At 55.7% G+C, this 16,838-nt stretch carries 10 protein-coding genes and 5 pseudogenes; 8 read left to right on the top strand and 7 right to left on the bottom strand.

Annotation, left to right across the window (positions count from 1 at the left end; translation table 11 throughout):
* Nucleotides 1-89: 89 nt before the first annotated feature.
* Entirely contained in the window at nucleotides 90-335 is a 246-nt protein-coding gene (locus ACTBDU_RS05270; RefSeq protein WP_438805769.1) for a YfeC-like transcriptional regulator, read from the bottom strand.
* A gap of 326 nt (nucleotides 336-661) precedes the next feature.
* Between ACTBDU_RS05270 and ACTBDU_RS05265 the strand changes: the two genes are divergently transcribed.
* Complete coding sequence (locus ACTBDU_RS05265) at nucleotides 662-925, top strand: helix-turn-helix domain-containing protein (RefSeq protein WP_438805768.1); 264 nt, start codon at nucleotides 662-664, stop codon at nucleotides 923-925.
* 48 nt (nucleotides 926-973) lie between these two features.
* On the opposite strand, the gene ACTBDU_RS05260 is transcribed toward ACTBDU_RS05265, so the two are convergent.
* A complete protein-coding gene (locus ACTBDU_RS05260) occupies nucleotides 974-1,351 on the bottom strand; it encodes a DNA-binding protein (protein WP_438805793.1) in 378 nt (125 codons plus the stop codon).
* Nucleotides 1,352-2,129: 778 nt separating this feature from the next.
* A complete protein-coding gene (locus tag ACTBDU_RS05255; protein WP_438805767.1) occupies nucleotides 2,130-2,252 on the bottom strand; it encodes a hypothetical protein in 123 nt (40 codons plus the stop codon).
* Between the two features lie 341 nt (nucleotides 2,253-2,593).
* Between ACTBDU_RS05255 and argR the strand changes: the two genes are divergently transcribed.
* Nucleotides 2,594-3,064, top strand: a complete 471-nt coding sequence (gene argR, locus ACTBDU_RS05250; protein WP_438805766.1) for a transcriptional regulator ArgR — start codon at nucleotides 2,594-2,596, stop codon at nucleotides 3,062-3,064.
* Between the two features lie 613 nt (nucleotides 3,065-3,677).
* The gene (locus tag ACTBDU_RS05245; protein ID WP_438805792.1) at nucleotides 3,678-3,935 is read left to right on the top strand and encodes a YdgH/BhsA/McbA-like domain containing protein; all 258 of its coding nucleotides are present in this window, start codon (nucleotides 3,678-3,680) and stop codon (nucleotides 3,933-3,935) included.
* Nucleotides 3,936-4,236: 301 nt separating this feature from the next.
* Here ACTBDU_RS05245 and mpl read toward each other — a convergent pair.
* Nucleotides 4,237-5,614: pseudogene (mpl, locus tag ACTBDU_RS05240) on the bottom strand (UDP-N-acetylmuramate:L-alanyl-gamma-D-glutamyl-meso-diaminopimelate ligase).
* A 190-nt stretch (nucleotides 5,615-5,804) separates the two neighbouring features.
* On the opposite strand from mpl, the gene fbp reads away from it, so the two are divergent.
* The gene (gene fbp / locus ACTBDU_RS05235) at nucleotides 5,805-6,794 is read left to right on the top strand and encodes a class 1 fructose-bisphosphatase (RefSeq protein WP_438805765.1); all 990 of its coding nucleotides are present in this window, start codon (nucleotides 5,805-5,807) and stop codon (nucleotides 6,792-6,794) included.
* Between the two features lie 193 nt (nucleotides 6,795-6,987).
* Nucleotides 6,988-7,515, top strand: coding sequence for an inorganic diphosphatase (gene ppa / locus ACTBDU_RS05230; RefSeq protein WP_438805764.1), 528 nt, complete (start codon nucleotides 6,988-6,990; stop codon nucleotides 7,513-7,515).
* Nucleotides 7,516-7,579: 64 nt separating this feature from the next.
* On the opposite strand, the pseudogene ACTBDU_RS05225 reads toward ppa, so the two are convergent.
* From ACTBDU_RS05225 to tamA, 3 genes and pseudogenes are all read right to left on the bottom strand, one after another.
* Nucleotides 7,580-7,944 (bottom strand): annotated as a pseudogene (locus tag ACTBDU_RS05225) (gamma-glutamylcyclotransferase family protein).
* Between the two features lie 2 nt (nucleotides 7,945-7,946).
* Nucleotides 7,947-11,774 (bottom strand): autotransporter assembly complex protein TamB, encoded by a 3,828-nt coding sequence (gene tamB / locus ACTBDU_RS05220; RefSeq protein WP_438805763.1) that lies wholly within the window; start codon nucleotides 11,772-11,774, stop codon nucleotides 7,947-7,949.
* Nucleotides 11,771-13,462 carry an autotransporter assembly complex protein TamA gene (tamA, locus tag ACTBDU_RS05215; protein WP_438805791.1) on the bottom strand — a complete coding sequence of 564 codons (1,692 nt, stop codon included), beginning with the start codon at nucleotides 13,460-13,462 and terminating at the stop codon, nucleotides 11,771-11,773. Before tamA ends, tamB begins: the two co-directional genes overlap by 4 nt.
* 454 nt (nucleotides 13,463-13,916) lie before the next feature.
* On the opposite strand from tamA, the pseudogene msrA reads away from it, so the two are divergent.
* The 3 pseudogenes from msrA to ACTBDU_RS05200 form a co-directional block, all read left to right on the top strand.
* Nucleotides 13,917-14,460, top strand: a pseudogene (msrA, locus tag ACTBDU_RS05210) (peptide-methionine (S)-S-oxide reductase MsrA).
* 139 nt (nucleotides 14,461-14,599) lie between these two features.
* Nucleotides 14,600-15,845, top strand: a pseudogene (locus tag ACTBDU_RS05205) (hemolysin family protein).
* A 347-nt stretch (nucleotides 15,846-16,192) separates the two neighbouring features.
* Nucleotides 16,193-16,838, top strand: a pseudogene (locus ACTBDU_RS05200) (transposase); the annotation flags it as partial.

Genomic DNA, 16,838 nt, shown 5'->3' with positions numbered 1-16,838 from the left:
TCGTCAAAGGGAGATGTTTGGAAAATAATCATCAGTGAACATTGACCCACGGCATCACGAATTGGTCGGCGCCTCCGGCGTACCGGCCGTTACTCTCCCTGCAGTCCCAGACGCAGGATAAACGCGTCGATACCTTCACGGATGACAAAAGCGATGACCCGTTTCCGCTCTTCAACGGTTAGTTGCCGGTAAATGGCAATCCAGGTCGCAAGTGACGCAGGTACCACCGCGGCGGGCGCGTCAAGCGTCCATTCGGCCTCAGCGCCATCGCGCATTTCCCGTCGTAGCAACGCCTGTTGCACTGCCGCAGGCAAACTATCAAAAGCGTACTCCATTCATTCCCCGCCCCTGCGCTCCTTGTCTGCGGCGTCGGTTTCATTTCTCACGCCTGGCAAGATCACACAGCCCCCCTGACGTGTATCGGGCAGCCCGGCTACAGACAGCAGTTCCTGCGTGCTGAACCAGGCTTGTTTCATAAGATTTTCATCCCTTATTCGACCCGCATAACAAAATAGAATTTATTTAGAAAAAATTGAACACTTTTAAAAATTTTTGTGTTATATGTTTTCCAATTAAAGGCTATGACCATAGACAACGTTTTATCTGAATTGGTTAGTTATACCATTAACCAGCGTTTGTCTTACAGCACAAGAAATAAAATATGAGCGAAAGGAATACAGATTGGCACCCTGCGGATATCATCGCAGCATTCCGTAAACGCAGGATCTCACTGGCCGCAGTATCGCGGGCAGCAGGGTTGAGTTCTTTCACGCTGGCGAACGCCCTCACCCGGCCCTGCCCGAAGGGGGTGTGGCTTATCGCTGATGTGCTGGAGATTTATCCCTCGATCATATGGCCCAGTCGCTATATCGATCCGGAAACCAAACAAGTACTGGATAGGAAAAGCCTGATACGCCGGCGCTGACCGGCGCGCCGGCGCCGGGGAGGGCCATCTCTTCCCCGGCGCACTATGTCATTCCGGCTTGACGTCGTTAAGTGGTTCGTCGGGATAGTCAAGACGCTTTAGCAGGTTAAGTACCCCTTCTCGTACGATAAAGGAGACGATAAAATCGCGCTCCGCATCGGAAAGTTGCCGATGAATTTCGTTCCAGGTAGCCGACGTCTCCTGTGGAGAGAGTTGGTACTCCGCTGGGTTGGTTCTTAAAGAAAGCGTCTTTTTCACCATGTCCGGCAAACTGTGCCAGGCGTACTCTACTGCTTTACCGCGCGCGCCCTCGCGCCGTCTTTTCTGCCAGCCCTCCTCTCTAGCCCGCCGATTCAGTCCCTGTCGTGTTTTGGGTAGTCCACCTACCCCAATCAATTCGTGCGTTGCAATCCATTCTTTTTTTATTTCCATCTTTTATCCCCCTCCTTGTCATGGTGACAGCCTGGCGCTATCGCCATCGCACGGTTTGGGCAGGTACTGTGGAATTTACGGCACCTGATTCCCGTTCCGCTATTACGACAACATTTAATGTATAACATACAAGACTTGTCGCAACGCTAATTACAACACAAAAAAAGCGCATTGGATCAAAAATGGCATTAAAAAATGAGATCAATGCCAGATATTAGAATAAAAAACACAAAATTAATAAAAATTATTCATTATTAATTGAATTATTATAATAATATATATGTTATTATCGTAATTCAATAAACTATATCTTTAGAAAAAACTTTTATGTGGAGACGAATAACTGGAGAAAGGAAAAGAAAACGTCGGCACGGCTAACTTTTTTGCCACGGAAATTGGATGCGAAATAGTATTTAGCATTAGGGAAACGTGCACCCTTATACACCTTGGCGACACAGGAACGTCCGGCGCAGGCACAATACCGCTGCCCGCGCGCAACGCCGCTGAGATGATCAGCGGCAAACGTTGCCTGCGATGCGTGCGCAGAGCGCCGCCAGACTTATCGACGGCAAACCTGCCCTGCCACGCCGACGCGCGCTGCGCTAAAGTTACCCTGTAAGGGCGCGGCAAACCGCGCAGAGCTCTGCCGGCACTGCCGGCATAGAAAAAGACACAGTCTGCCGCGCAGAGGATACAGAGCCATGCCAATGGAAAGATCGCATTGCTCTGAGGGGAATACCCATCACCCTCTCCCCGCGCTGCCGACGGCGGGCTAAGGTTGTAAAAACCGTTCGCCGAGTGCGATATCCTGGTTTAGCGCCGGGCGCATGCCTTGCAGCGCCCGCACTAGCGACAGCGTAAAGCGGGCGGCGGCGATGGGGACCAGGGTATTCACCGGATTGGTGACGATGCCGATAAGCGCCTGCGGCGCGCACGCCGCCTGCCGCGCCGAGCAGTGCGACTTTCATTGTAATCTCCTTATAACCCTAATAGCCTTACAAAGAATGGCATCTCATACTCTACTAAAAAGTATAAATGCATCGCCTAATAAAGATAATTAACCAACTTCAGGTTTGCTGCGACGCTTTGGGATAGACTGGCGGGCGGGTTGCAAGTGATAGGCTTTTCACCGACCATGGACAGCGCCGCTGTCACCAGCAGCGCGATCCAATTGCATAAAAATTCAAGTTTATGCATAGCAATCCATTAAATAATCGGCTCACTCTGCGGTAAAACATGCGAAATCAATCGAAACAGGAAGAACTGGTCAAGGCGTTCAAGGCGCTGCTAAAAGAGGGAAAATTCAACTCTCAGGGCGAGATTGTGCTTGCGCTGCAGGAGGCTGGCTTCGAGAACATCAACCAATCTAAGGTCTCGCGCATGCTGACTAAGTTTGGTGCGGTGCGTACCCGCAACGCCAAGATGGAAATGGTGTACTGCCTTCAGGCGGAGCTCGGCGTTCCCACTGCCAGCAGCCCGCTGAAAAATCTGGTGTTGGATGTAAATCATAATGACGCACTGGTCGTCATCCATACCAGTCCCGGCGCGGCGCAGCTCATCGCCCGGATGCTGGATTCGTTGGGGAAATCGGAGGGGATCCTCGGCACCATCGCCGGCGATGATACCATCTTTACCACACCCGCCCCCGGCTTTTCGGTCAAGCGGTTGTATCACTTCATCCTGGTCCACTTTAACCAGGAACTGTGATCCCGCCTTTGCCATCAGAGCCTACCACGCTTAGGGCGCGACATGTCAGCCGCTTCGACGGGGGACATCGCCGTCGTCCGTCTGGGCCCTATGCGCCGTCAAGCGGCCCTTGATGCCAGCAGCGCGGCGTTCCCCGGCGTCGTTGCCAAGGGAGCGCACGCTTTGACAGTGAATTATCGGTGCCTAGGCTTGTCGCGCCCCGGGCAGCCCTCCCTCTCCGAACTAACGTTATAGCGGTAAAGCGCCCATGACGCATCTTGTTAACATTTTTTTACCGGCGGTAAGCTTTTGCACCTTGGTAAATAGCGTGACATCCGGCGTTATCTGTGAGAAATAAAGGACTTCATTTGTGAAGGCAGTGAGAAATGCTGATACGGACCGCACTTTCAGCCACATCCTCTTGTCCACATGATTTTACATGACTTTAACAAAGTTCGGCTATTTTTTTGTGCAAATTTAATAACTTTTGCTTCTAATAACAACCTTAGTACGCTTATAGATTTAATAAAAATTATTATCAAACTATTAGTGCTAATTGTTACTAGTGTATACTTAGCTTCGTGATGTGCATCACAGTACAGAATCTGGGATGCGGCTGATGAGGAAAAACATGATGAACACTAAAACGGCATTACCCTTGATGGCGGACCTTTCCGCTTTGTCCTTCGGTGCTTTCGCCGCGGACTCTATCTCGCTACAGCAGGCCCAGGATTTACAGCCCATGGGCAGCGTCAGTGGTATCGACGGCGCACCGAGCGACATTCACCAGGCATTGAATCAGGCGGCCGACGCCAAAGGCGCCCGCGCCTACCATGTGACTGAAGCTTATGAACACGGTAGTTGGCACGCCACCGCTCAGCTTTATAAATAAGTCAGATCAGCCGAATCAGGCACGTTGTCACGGGTCACGGTCGGCAGGTAACCCTCAGGCTGCCCCTATTTTTTGGCAGCACTATGCAATGTGTCACGTTGTGAAACACTCTCTGTAACCCACATCAAACTCGCGGCGACCCTCAGTTAATCCTGAGTCCGGAATTAACCCATCGCGATTTGATGATTCCCTCATCGTCTAACAGACGATTTCCCCCCGCTCGCGGGGTTTTTTTTTGGCCTGAAAACGGTATGGCTTAACCTCGCGCCGAAACGCTACCGCGACGCCTCACCCCCCCCCATCAGCCCTGCCGCGCCGCTTTTTGCCCCAGCTGGGGCAAAAGCTTGGCATAAATGCCGCCGAAGCCGCCATTGCTCATCACCAGGATGTAATCCCCCGGCTGCGCGGTCTTCACTATCATTTCCACCAGCGTATCGACATCGGCGCTGCAGTGCGGCGGCTGCACACAGGCTTCCGCCACTTCGCTCACCTGCCAGGGAATAAATATGCTGCGGCTGATAGAAAAACACCTAATCCGCGCGGCCGAGTGACGGCGCCAGCTCATTTTTGGATAAATTCATCTTCATCGTATTGGAACGAAGCTCCAGCACGGCGATGATGCGCGCCGTGCTGCCCACTTTGCTGCGCAGCACCGCGAGTGTCGCCAGGATAGCAGTAGGATGATGAGCAAAATCATCATACACCGTCACGCCGTTGACGGTCCCTTTCAGCTCCAGGCGCCGGCGGGCGTTGATAAAGCCGTCCAGCGCCCGGCAGGCGTCCGCCGGCTGCAGGCCGACATGGCGAACGGCGACGACAGCCATCAGCGCGTTGTGCATATTATGCTCGCCTACCAACTGCCAGTTGACCGTGCCGACGGGCACATCGTGCAAAAACACCTCAAAACCGCTGGTGTCCGGCGCGGGTTTCTTCGCCCGCCACACGCCTTCTTCACCGGTGTATTCCGTCTCGCTCCAGCATCCCATCGCCAAAGTGTGTTTAAGATCGACATCGTTATCCGGCAGAATAATTTTTCCCTTGCCGGGCACCAGGCGAATCAGGTGATGGAACTGCTTTTGAATCGCTTTGAGATCATCGAAAATATCGGCGTGGTCAAATTCCAGATTATTCAGAATGAGGGGGCGCGGACAGTAATGGACGAATTTGGACCGCTTGTCGAAAAAGGCGCAATCATATTCATCCGCCTCCACGACGAAAAGCGGCCCGTCGCCAAGCCGGGCGGAAACGGCGAAATTATCCGGTACGCCGCCAATCACGAAACCAGGTTGGTAACCGCACTCCTCCAGCATCCAGGCAACCATGCCGGCGGTGGTGGTTTTGCCGTGGGTGCCGGCGACGGCGATAACCCAACGCTGCGCCTGCACGTGATCGTGCAGCCACTGCGGACCGGATACATAAGGAATACCGCGTTCTAATACCGCTTCCACGCAGGGATTACCCCGCGTCATAGCGTTACCGATGATGACCCAATCCGGGGCCGGATCGAGCTGCGCCGGGTCGTAACCCTGAATCAGGCCGATTCCCTGCTCTTGCAGCAGCGTACTCATCGGCGGATAGACATTATCATCCGAACCGGTGACGTCATGTCCCAGAGAACGCGCCAGCACCGCCAGACCGCCCATGAAGGTGCCGCAGATACCAAGAATATGAATGCGCATAATTTTTCTATTTTTAGCCGCGTATTGCCGCCTATTCTAGCGCCCCGGCCGATTGATAGAAACGGTATTTGATGATGTACTGGTAATCTGTTTAGGCTAAACTGGATGGACAAAGGCGTAGTGGTAAAAAAATTATACCGCTTTTCATCCATAGCTTCAGGGTCCTTTTTAGAGATTCAGGGAATGTGTCATGAAAACTTTAGGCGAGTTTATTGTTGAGAAGCAGCATGATTTTCCGCATGCCACCGGCGAGCTTACCGCGTTACTTTCAGTGATAAAGCTCTGGGCTAAAATCATTCACCGTGATATCAACAAAGCGGGACTGGTGGATATCCTCGGCACCAGCGGGGCTGAAAACGTGCAGGGCGAAGTCCAGATGAAGCTGGATCTGTTCGCCAATGAAAAGCTGAAAGCCCGTGGACAAGTGGCGGGCATTGCTTCCGAAGCAGAAGATGAAATCGTCGTCTTTGAAGGGATGGGAAACGGCAAATATGTGGTGTTGATGGATCCGCTGGACGGTTCGTCCAATATCGATGTCAACGTCTCGGTCAGCACCATTTTCTCCATTTACCGGCGCATTACCCCGCTGGGTACACCGGTGACCAAGGAAGATTTCTTTCAGCCCGGCAATAAACAGGTGGCCGTAGGCCATGTGGTCTACGGTTCCTCCACGATGCTGGTGTACACCACCGGCTGCGGCGTACACACCTTTACCTACGATTCGTCGCTGGGCGTGTTTTGCCTGTCCCATGAAAACGTGCGTTTCCCCGCCACCGGGCAGATGTACTCCATCGACGAGGGCAACTATATCAAGTTCCCCAACGGGGTGAAGAAATACATCAAATACTGCCAGGAGATGGACGAAGCGACCCACCGTCCTTACACCTCGCGCTATATCGGTTCGCTGGTGTTCGATTTCCATCGCAATCTACTCAAAGGCGGGATTTATCTTTACCCCAGCACTGCAACCCATCCCAACGGCAAGCTGCGCCTGGCCTATGAATGCAATCCGATAGCCTTTCTGGCTGAGCAGGCCGGTGGCAATGCCCGAAACGGCAAAAACCGTATACTGGACATCCAGCCGCACGAGCTGCACCAGCGTTCCGTGTTCTTCACCGGCACGGAGTCAATGGTTAACGATGTAGAGCGCCTTATCCGCGATTATCCGGATAACGTTTAAGCCGGGGGAAGTTTGTCGGCGCGGCAGCGCAGACTGCCGTGCCGTTACCCTATGCGCCCGCGCCACAGACCGGGTTGACGCCGGTGTAACCGGCGCAACAGCGTGAGTTCCCCCGCAGGCGCCGGGCGCACCGCGGGGGGAAATCGGTTAGCCTAGCCGCCTAGCCACTATTGAAAAGTTTGAGGAAAACGACATGAGCTTGAATCAGGTACCAGCAGGCAAAGATTTGCCGGAAGATATTTATGTGATCATCGAAATTCCGGCTAATGCTTCCCCCATTAAATACGAAGTTGACAAGGAAAACGGCGCCCTGTTTGTCGATCGCTTCATGTCCACCGCGATGTTTTATCCCTGCAACTATGGCTATATCAACCACACGCTTTCCCTGGATGGCGATCCGGTAGACGTGCTGGTGCCCACACCCTATCCGTTGCAGCCAGGCTCCGTAGTACGCTGCCGTCCGGTGGGCGTGCTGAAAATGAGCGATGAGTCCGGCGAAGACGCCAAGCTGGTGGCGGTACCGCACACCAAATCGTCGAAAGAGTATGACTACATCAAAGACGTCGACGATCTGCCGCCGCTGCTGCGCGCGCGAATCACGCACTTCTTCGAGCATTATAAAGATCTGGAAGCCGGCAAATGGGTCAAGGTGGACGGATGGGACAACGCCGCAGCGGCCAAAGCCGAAATTATCGCCTCCTTTGAACGCGCCAAAAAGTAATCTCGGCACCAAAAGTCATCGCGATGCCAAAAAAAACCGCTCACCGAGCGATTTTTTTCACGCCTTAACCTGCTTCGTCGGAGTGATTCTCATGCCGGCGGACCCAATCTCCTCCCGGCAACAGCCTCAGACCGTCCACCGGACGCTGGTACAGATACATCCAGGCGCTGCCGTAGGGCGTGCCGATAAGGACCCCCGCTTGTATTCGCCGCTTTTGGTGCGCAGCGCATCCAACTCCGCCAGGGTGGTGGAATCTATACGGTACACTTCGCCATAGACCGCGCCATTGCCCGACACTACCGCCGGGTAATGGCCGAGATCGTAAAGTTCGTAGCCTGGGATAGTGTAATTTCCCAGCCATTTGGCGTTTGTCATCCAATGACTGTTTCCCTGTTTGCGTCGCAGACTACCGTAAACAACAATTCGCATGGTTAAAACTCAAACCGATAGAGCAAGTCTAGCGTCTGGTTAAGACCAGACACGGCTTCCAAATAAAGTTTAGGCATTAAACGATAACGCAGCGTTAACGTCGCCAAAGAATCAAAAATACCCACACCGTATTTAACCTGCAAACCGGGCGCGATATATCCGCTGACCACCACCTGGGAGCTGTCGCCAACCCCCTGAGTATGCAGCGCCAGATCGCTTACCCCGAATGCTTGTCCGATTTTACCCACAACTTGCCCGCTTTGCGCAACCCCCATGCCAATTAACATCGATGTCATCATATTGCTGTCGGCGCCGGAGGCGTCCAGACCCTGTCCACGCAGCAAATAAGACAGTGCCTCCTGCTGGGATTTGAGCGGGTCGGAAAAGACTTCCACTTTCGGCTGATCGGCCAATCCGGTTATCCGGACCCCTGCCGTAACATCATCTTCGGTGGAATCAGGATTGCGGATGGCTTCGATGTTCAGGTAAGGCTGATCGACCGGGCCGGAGAACAGCAGTTGTCCTTTGTTAACGATCAAATCCTGCCCGTAGGCGTGGAAACGACCGGAGGGAATATCGATTTGTCCGTTAAGTCCCAGTCCTTGTTTATCCTGCGCCACTTTCAGATCGCCTGTCAGCCTGGCTTTCAGGCCAAAAGCATCAAGGCTCACATCCGGGCCGACGTGAACCAGCAGGTTTGAACTAATCGGGATCGCGGCGCCGCCGGCGCTGTCGGGCACCGGCTGCAGGTTGTCGTCCAGCAGCACTTCATCGCTGGAGACGCCGACCGCGCTTTGCGGCATATCTTTTACCTCGATACGCGTCCAGGGGATATCGACCTTACCGTTGAGGGCGAACAGCGACGGCGTGGCTTCAAACACGATATCCGGCGACATATCCAGCCGCACCATCGGCGGTACGGTGATACGCACCCGGTTGCCCTGCGCGTTAATGCGCGCACGCCAGGCTTCCATCCTGCTCCAATCGGCGTCGCCGGTCAGGTTGACCTGACCATGGGTGGTACCGATGAGGCCCTGCAGCGCGGAGCGGGTACCGCCGAAGGAAAGCGCCAGCCGGCTGTCGGTCATGGCAAAAGGCATGAAAGTGCCTTTGATGACCAGGCGCTCCAGCCCCAGCTGACCGTAGAGCTGTGGCCGCTGCACATTCCCGCTGAGACCCAGCGCGGCGTTAACCAGTCCATCGACGCTTTCGCCCCGCGACAGCAGCGGTTTCAACAGCGCCAGCGAAAGATTATTGATATTGATGTTGCCGGACAGCCCGCGCCGGCTCTGGGGATTTGCGACCTGCACCTGACCGTTGAACTGGCCGTTACCGGCAATTTTTATTAACCAGTCCAGACGCGCCAGGCCCTTATCCAGCGCAGCATTGAGCGTCAGCGTCTCAAAGTCTACCAGTAGCGTCTTGCCCTGCACGGTCTGGCTGACTTTCACGCCGCTGCCCACCAGCGCCACTTTACCCTGCGGCAAACCGCCGCCCGCGGTCCAGCGCATATCGGCCCGGCCGGTAAAGATGCCGTTGGCCTGCGTCTCTGCCGGCAGCATCGGTTTCAGCATCGCCAGGTCAAAGCAATTAAGCAGCACACTCGCCTGCCCGGACGCGCCGAGGTCAATATTCTGCGGCGCACAGATCTGCGCATTGGGGTTTTGCCAGCAGTGCGGCCCCATGACCAGATTTTGCGTCGCGGCTCGGTAATCCAGCGTCATGGCGCGCGTCAGCCGCCACTCCCCAACCGGCGTATCAAAGCGGCTTTGGCTCAGCGTACCTTGCCAACGTTGCCGCTGCAGGTCGAAGCTTCCGTTCAGCTGTAGTTGGCCGGCCACCGGCTCGCCCTGCATCACCAGCTTCAGTTGATACTGCTTTTCATCGCCGGTCGCGTCCAGGGTCAATTGCGCGATGGACAGCGCCCCCTGCTGCAGGCGATCCAGCCGCAACTGCACGTCGCCCCGGACGATGTCGCTGGAGCGCACATCCCCCTGCAACGCGATACGCGCAATGCTCATTTCCCCCCAGCGCAGCGCATGCGCGTTGAGATCCATCAGCAACTGCGGCGCCTGGAGATTACCGCGCAGCTTGATATTCCCTGCCGCCCGACCTCCCAAGCCCGGCAGCGCACCGTTCAGCGCTGGCGCGTTGAGCACGGCGTCCAGCGCGAAGGCATCGTTCAGCTCGCCTTTCACCGTCAATTGGTTGCGCCCCAGCGCCAGCAGAAGCTGCGGCACCTGCCACTGACCGGCGGCGTTACCGCGCAGCGATCCTTTGGCGGTCAACGCGTTCTGGCGAATTTGACCGTGCAAATCCAATTCAGGCACCTGTAATTGCCAGTTGCCACCGAACAGGCTGCCGCGGCTGGTGATTTTCCCCTCCACCCGCGCCGGCCAGTCCGGCCACTGGCAAACGGTATTGATACCGCTTAACGCCAGCTCACTGCGCCAGCTGATGGCGCGTTGCCAATCCACAACCGCGCTCAGGTCGGTATTGCCCTGCAACGCCGCCAGCCGCAGGCGCGACAGCGTAAAGCCGTCGGTGTTGCCCTTGGCGTCTATAGTCATATCCGCCGGCGGCAGTCCCTCGCCGCTGAGCGCCGCTTTCAGCGCCAGCCGGTAATCCCGCGCTTCGCCATCCAGCCGTAAGGCCACGCTTCGCGCCTGATATTGCGGTGTGCCGGTTAACGGCCATTGCAGAGACTGGCTATCGAACGTTAACGTCAGCGGCAGGCCCGCCTGCGCCAGTCGCGTCTTCAGCGCCAGTTGCGCGGAGAGCGGGCCGGACAGATTGAGCGCGGCGCGCAGCTCGTCGCGTAACTCGCCGTCCACCGCAAGTTTGATTTTTTCGCTTTTCAGCGGCGCGCTATTCAAGGTCGTGTTGACCGTCATCGCTACCGGCCAGCGCCCGCTCAGCTCGGCATGGCCGGAAGCATTTAGCAACCCCTGGGGCGAGTCGATATCCAGCAGCGTCAGCTCAGCGTGTTGATCCTGGATCGCCGCTTGCAGGCGTAAACGGGTAATAAGCAGATTGGCGTCGCCCGTCAGGTGCAAATTCTCCCCGTCAACGCTCGCCAGCGTCAGATTCAACGGCAGGGTAAACGACGGCAGCGGCGGCAATAGCGGCTTGGCGAACAGGGCGCGCAACGTCTCGGCCAACGGCGGCTCGGCACGAATCGCCGCCCGCGCCGCCTCTTCGTCGGCGCGTTTTTGCGCCGGGGTGCGGCGCATGTCAGGTTTGACCGCCTCCGCGGCGGTGGCGGCCGCTTTATCCGCCACTAACTGCGCTGCCGTCGGCAGCGCCACTAAAAGACCGGCGATGCGCGTCGGCGTCACCGTCAGGCTGTTGCCCTCAAACTGGAAGCCGGTGGTAAACTCGTCAAGGGCGATGCGGGTGTTATCCACCTTGACCTGGACATTATCCAGCGCCAGACGGCGCTGGATAAGCGGGTAAGGTGTGGACAAGGGGCCGCCGTCCGATGCCGCCTGCGCTGCCGACGCCGGCGGGCCCAGTTCGGCGGTGTTCACGCCGACCATCACATCGCGCAGGGCGAGATCATTGATGCACAATTGGCGCTGGCGTAAGCAGCTCAAATCCAGCGCCAAATGGAATTCGCCGGCACCGAACGTCACGCCAGGCATCTGGTAACGCAGTTGTTTGATGGTCAGATCGCGCCAGCCGCCGCTGACCGAGGCCATTTCCAACCCCGGCACCCAGCGGGCCGCGCCGGTCAGCAACAGGTGCAGGCCGTTAGTGGTGCCGATGAGATAGGCCAGCGCGCCGAGCAGCAGCACAACGCCCAGGCAAATTTTCTTAACAAGGCTCATAATTCCTGCCCCAATCCAATGTAAAATTGCACGCCGTGCTCATGTTCATCCGCAACCGGAACGGCAATGTCCAATTTGATGGGGCCGACGGGCGACTGCCAGCGCACGCCGGCCCCGGCGCCGGTTTTGATGTTGCTTTCTCTGATGTCGTTCACCGCTTCACCGCTGTCGACAAACACCGCACCCCACCATTTGTTGGTAACGTTATATTGATATTCCAGCGACCCGGTCGCCAGTTTAGAGGCGCCGGTCAGTTTGCCGTCATCGTCCCGCGGCGACAGGGATTTGTATTTATAGCCGCGGATACTGCGATCGCCGCCGGCAAAAAAGCGCAGCAACGGCGGGACGCGTTCAAAATCATTGGTTTTAATCCAGCCCAGATTGCCGCGGGCCACAAAACGGTGTTTTTCCGCCAGCGTTCGGATCCAGACGTTTTGCGCCTGCAAAATGACAAAATCGATATCCGATCCCCACAAAGTATTGGAAACATCGACGGAATAGCGCTGGCTATCGCCCCAGGTCGGCATCAGGCCGCCGCGCTGGCGGGTACGCTTGATACTGACGCCGGGGTAAATAAGCATGGTGGTATCGGTGACGTTGGACTGCGTAAAGTGATCCAGGTTCCAGCGCAGATTGACGGCTCGCTGCCAGCCGCTGGACAGATCCCAATAGCGCGCCACATTCAACGTTGTTGAATCCGCCTGGGTATCGTTGAGATCCTCGCGCTTAAAGCCGCCCTGCAGGAGATAATATTGCTCCAGGGGATCTTTGAGCAGCGGGATTTTATAGCTGACATCGGCCGATTGCTCCGGCGCCGACAGGCTCAGGTTGGTCTGCAGGCTGTGCCCGCGAAAATTGAGCCAGGGTTTGCTCCAGGTGGTCTTTACCCGCGGTCCCACGTCGGTAGCGTAGCCGACGCCGGTCTCGATGCTGTTGCGGGTGCGCGGCGTCACGACCGCGTCCAGCGGCAAGGTTTTACTCTGTTTGCCACTGGCAAAATCCGGCGAAATGACCACCGAATTAAACCAGTTGGTGGCCGCCAACCGGCGGTTGAGCTCCGCCAGCGATTCGGCGCTGTAGGGCTCCCCCTCGCGCACTTTGGCGAGGTTTTGCAGATAATCCTCGCGAATTTGCGCGCCGTGAAAACGCACCTTGCCAAAACGATAACGTTGACCGCTGTCAAAATCGATATCCCAGTAGGCCTGGTAACGAGCCGGAGAGACGCTCAATTGGCTTTTACAGAATTCGGCGTCGAAATACCCCTTGCGCAGCGCCAGGCTGGAAAAGCCATTTTTGAACCTGTCGTACGCGCCGTGGTTCAACACGGTGCCCGGCGCGGGTTTGCCGTTGGCGAGCCACTGCCGGTAATCGCTATCCTGCAGGGCGTCGCCGCGCGAGATGACATTAACGCCGGCGATTTTCACCGGCTTTCCCGGCGTGATGCGGGCGATAAGCACATCACAACCGCCGTTGACCGCCGGCTTGAAGATAAAATCAATCGTAAGTGAATAGTAGCCGAACGCCCGTAGTCCTTCGCGCACCGCATTATCCACCCGGCTTTGGAACCGCCCATCGGCGGTCACTTCGTCCGTGCCGATGGTCGACAGGCGCGCGCGTACGTTGCGCTGCAGATCGCCGCTGAGCCCCTCCACCAGCAGGCGGACGTTGGCGCTGTGGGCCTGCGGCATCAGCAATAGCGCGCAGAAGAATAAGGACTTTCGGCCATGCCATGTTTTCACGCTGATGACCTCTGTGTATTTCTTTTCTGGCAAAGTCTCTCCATCTGCAACGAATCAGTGTTGATGCTATTATTAGCAGACTCAACAGTCTGTTGGCAAAATCGCCGGTCTGGACCTTGCGCGTCCGTGTCCGTCTCGCCGCCGGGCGTTAACTGGCGCTTACTCACCTGATGCTCAGGTGTCACACCCCCCACCTCTCTGGTGTAAGGTGAGCTTTTTCACTGAAAAACCGATTTATCTTCACAGCATCATGTAATAATGCGCTTTATTGTCGGTAAAGGGTGCCGGTTAAACAACCCCTGACCGAGTATTTCGCCGGCATTTGTTTAAAGAGGATTAAAGGGTGGCGCACAATTTCGACAAAACTACGCGCATTACGCAAAGTGAGGCGCTGCCGGGACGCATGACTCCAATTCCCGTCGCTACCACGCATGCGGTGCTGCACCATTCGATGAGCCATGTGCCGGCGGGAATGGCGGTAGCCATTTTTGCCATGGGCTGTTTCTGGGGCGTGGAGCGGCTGTTTTGGCAACAGCCCGGCGTGTACAGTACTGCGGCAGGCTACATCGGCGGTTATACCCCCAACCCGACCTATCGCGAAGTGTGCAGCGGCTAGACTGGTCATGCTGAAGCGATAAGGGTGGTTGTTTGATCCGCGGGTTATCACCTATAACACCTTGCTCGGGTTATTTTGGCAGAACCATGATCCCACACGGGGCATGCTCCAGGGTGGCGATGTCCGTACCCAGTACCGCTCCGCGCTTTTTCCTCAGGACGACGCGCAGCGGCAGCCCGCTGCCGGCGATAGCCGTCCCATCACCACTGCCCTGGAAGCTGTGGTGCCCTTTTATTATGCCGAGGACGAGCATCAGCAATATTTACATAAACATCCCGACGGCTACTGTGGCCTCGGAGGCATTGGCGTATGCCTGCCGCCGGCGTGCTAAACCGTATTGACGGGCCGGCGACAGTCGCTGCTATTACTGTCCGTGCGACACGGCGTTCGTGGCGTTGAGGGCGATATGCGCACGCAAATTCGCCCTTAACGGGCGCCAACTCTTCCTATCAGCCCGAAGTGGTTAACTTATGCTAAACAGTTTTTTGCTTATTCTGCTACTGATTACAGTAAGCCCCTTTTTCTTGATATCAGAGATATCGCTGGGCGTCTTTTTTACCGTCATTCAAATCGGCCTCAACGCCGTGGCTATTTTGGGCGGCATCGTCGGCCACGCTGCCTTTCCCCCTGGTTCGCCGCGGTATTCGCGCACTTTATGTCCCCCGAGCTAGCGGAACAACTGAGTTTTATTTGCCCGTTCTCGCTGGTAACCAGCATGTTTATTTTGTTCGCCGATTTGACCCAGAAATGCATCGCGTTGATCTCACAGGAAATTTATGCCGTCAAGATCATCAACTTAATGCGCTTCTGCCTGCTGGTATTCCGTCCGCTGGTCTGGCTGTTCAACGGCCTGGCCAACGTTATTTTCAAAATGTTGAAACTGCCTATGGTGCGCAAAGACGACATTACTTCCGACGATATTTACGCGGTGGTCGAGGCCGGCGCACTGGCCGCGTATTGCGCAAACAAGAGCATGAACTTATCGAAAACGCCTTTGAGCTGGAATCGCGCACCGTGCCTTCCTCGATGACCTTGCGCGAAAATATCATTTATTTCGATTTGCGCGAAACCGAGGATAGCATCAAAGAAAAAATAGCCACTCATCCTTATTCCAAATTTCTGGTGTGCGACGCCACCATTGATCACATCGTCGGCTATGTCGACTCGAAGGACTTGCTTAACCGCGTCCTGGGCAATCAGAGCCTGCCGCTTAATAGCGGCATGCAGATCCGCTCGGCGCTCATCGTACCTGACACGCTGACCCTGTCCGAAGCGCTGGAGAGTTTTAAAACTGCCGGCGAGGATTTCGCGGTCATCTTGAATGAATATGCTCTGGTCGTCGGCATCATCACCCTGAATGATGTGATGACCACCCTGATGGGGGACCTGGTAGGCCAGGGACTGGAGGAACAGATCGTCGCCCGCGACGAGAATTCCTGGCTGATTGAGGGGAGAACCCCGATTGATGATGTCATGCGGGTGCTGCACATTAATGAGTTCCCACAATTTGGCAATTACGAGACCATCGGCGGCTTCATGATGTTTATGCTGCGCAAAATCCCTAGACGTACCGACTTTGTGCGCTACGCTGGCTACAAATTTAAAGTGGTGGACATCGACAGCTATAAGATAGATCAGCTACTGATGACCCGCGTCGAAGAAAAAGCGTCGCCGCTGCTGTTACAGGCGTCCGACAATAGCGCCCATGTGGCCTGAGATTAGCGGCGCCCATCAAACGGCCTGACGTAGCATCTTGCCCCTTGGCGCCGCGCAATCCCTTGCCGCGCCCGCCGACTCTTCAGCCTGACCACGACGGCGAGGGTTAATATGGCGGCGGCATTTTCCTCACTGCTGCGCGGCGGCAGTCAAAAAAAACCCCCGCGCGGCGGAGGCATAAGTATACGGCGGCAGTTCGCCGTAAAAAGCGTTTTTAGACCATATCCAGCTCGAGCCGCATTACCTGGCGATTGACTTCAGACATAATGCTGAAATGTAGTGGCCCACTGAATTTGGCCACCTGAACAGAGGTGATATGCTCACCTCAGAACAACACGGGTGCACCAATGAAAAGAAAAAATTTTAGTCCTGAATTCAAACGCGAATCCGCTCAACTGGTTGTCGACCAAAATTACACCGCCGCGCCAGCAGCAAAAGCCATGGACGTCGGCCTTTCTACGATGACAAAATAGATAAAACAACTGCGTGATGAGCGAGAGAGGAAAACGCCAAAAGCCTCTCCCATAACCCCGGAACAAATCGAAATGCGTGAGCTCAAGAAGAAGGTACAACGCATTAAAATGGAAAACGAAATATTAAAAAAGGCTACAGCGCTCTTGATGTCAGACTCCCTGAACAGTTCTCGTTAATCGGGAAACTCAGAGCGCGTTATCCTGTAGCCACACTCTGCCACGTGTTCAGGGTTCATCGCAGCAGTTACAAATACTGGAAAAGTCGTCCTGACAAGGCCAGACGGCAGGCGAACGGTATTGCGCAGTCAGGTTCATGAACTGCACAGTATCAGCCATGGTGCCGCTGGCGCGAGAAGTATCGCCACCATGGGCAACCCAGAGAGGCTTCCGGATGGGGCGCTAGCTCGCAGGCAGGCTCATGAAAGAGCTGGGTATCGCCAGCTGCCAGCTAGCGGCTCACAAATACAAACGCGGCGGCAATGAACACGTTGAAATACCGAACCATCTCAACCGCCAGTTC

Origin of the sequence: Sodalis sp. (in: enterobacteria) (genome assembly GCF_051710625.1) — a bacterium.
In the GTDB taxonomy this organism is placed as follows: Bacteria; Pseudomonadota; Gammaproteobacteria; order Enterobacterales; family Enterobacteriaceae; genus JBPESN01.
The sequence above is the reverse complement of the archived record's forward strand: the minus strand, read 5'-3'. Positions and strand labels throughout refer to the sequence as shown.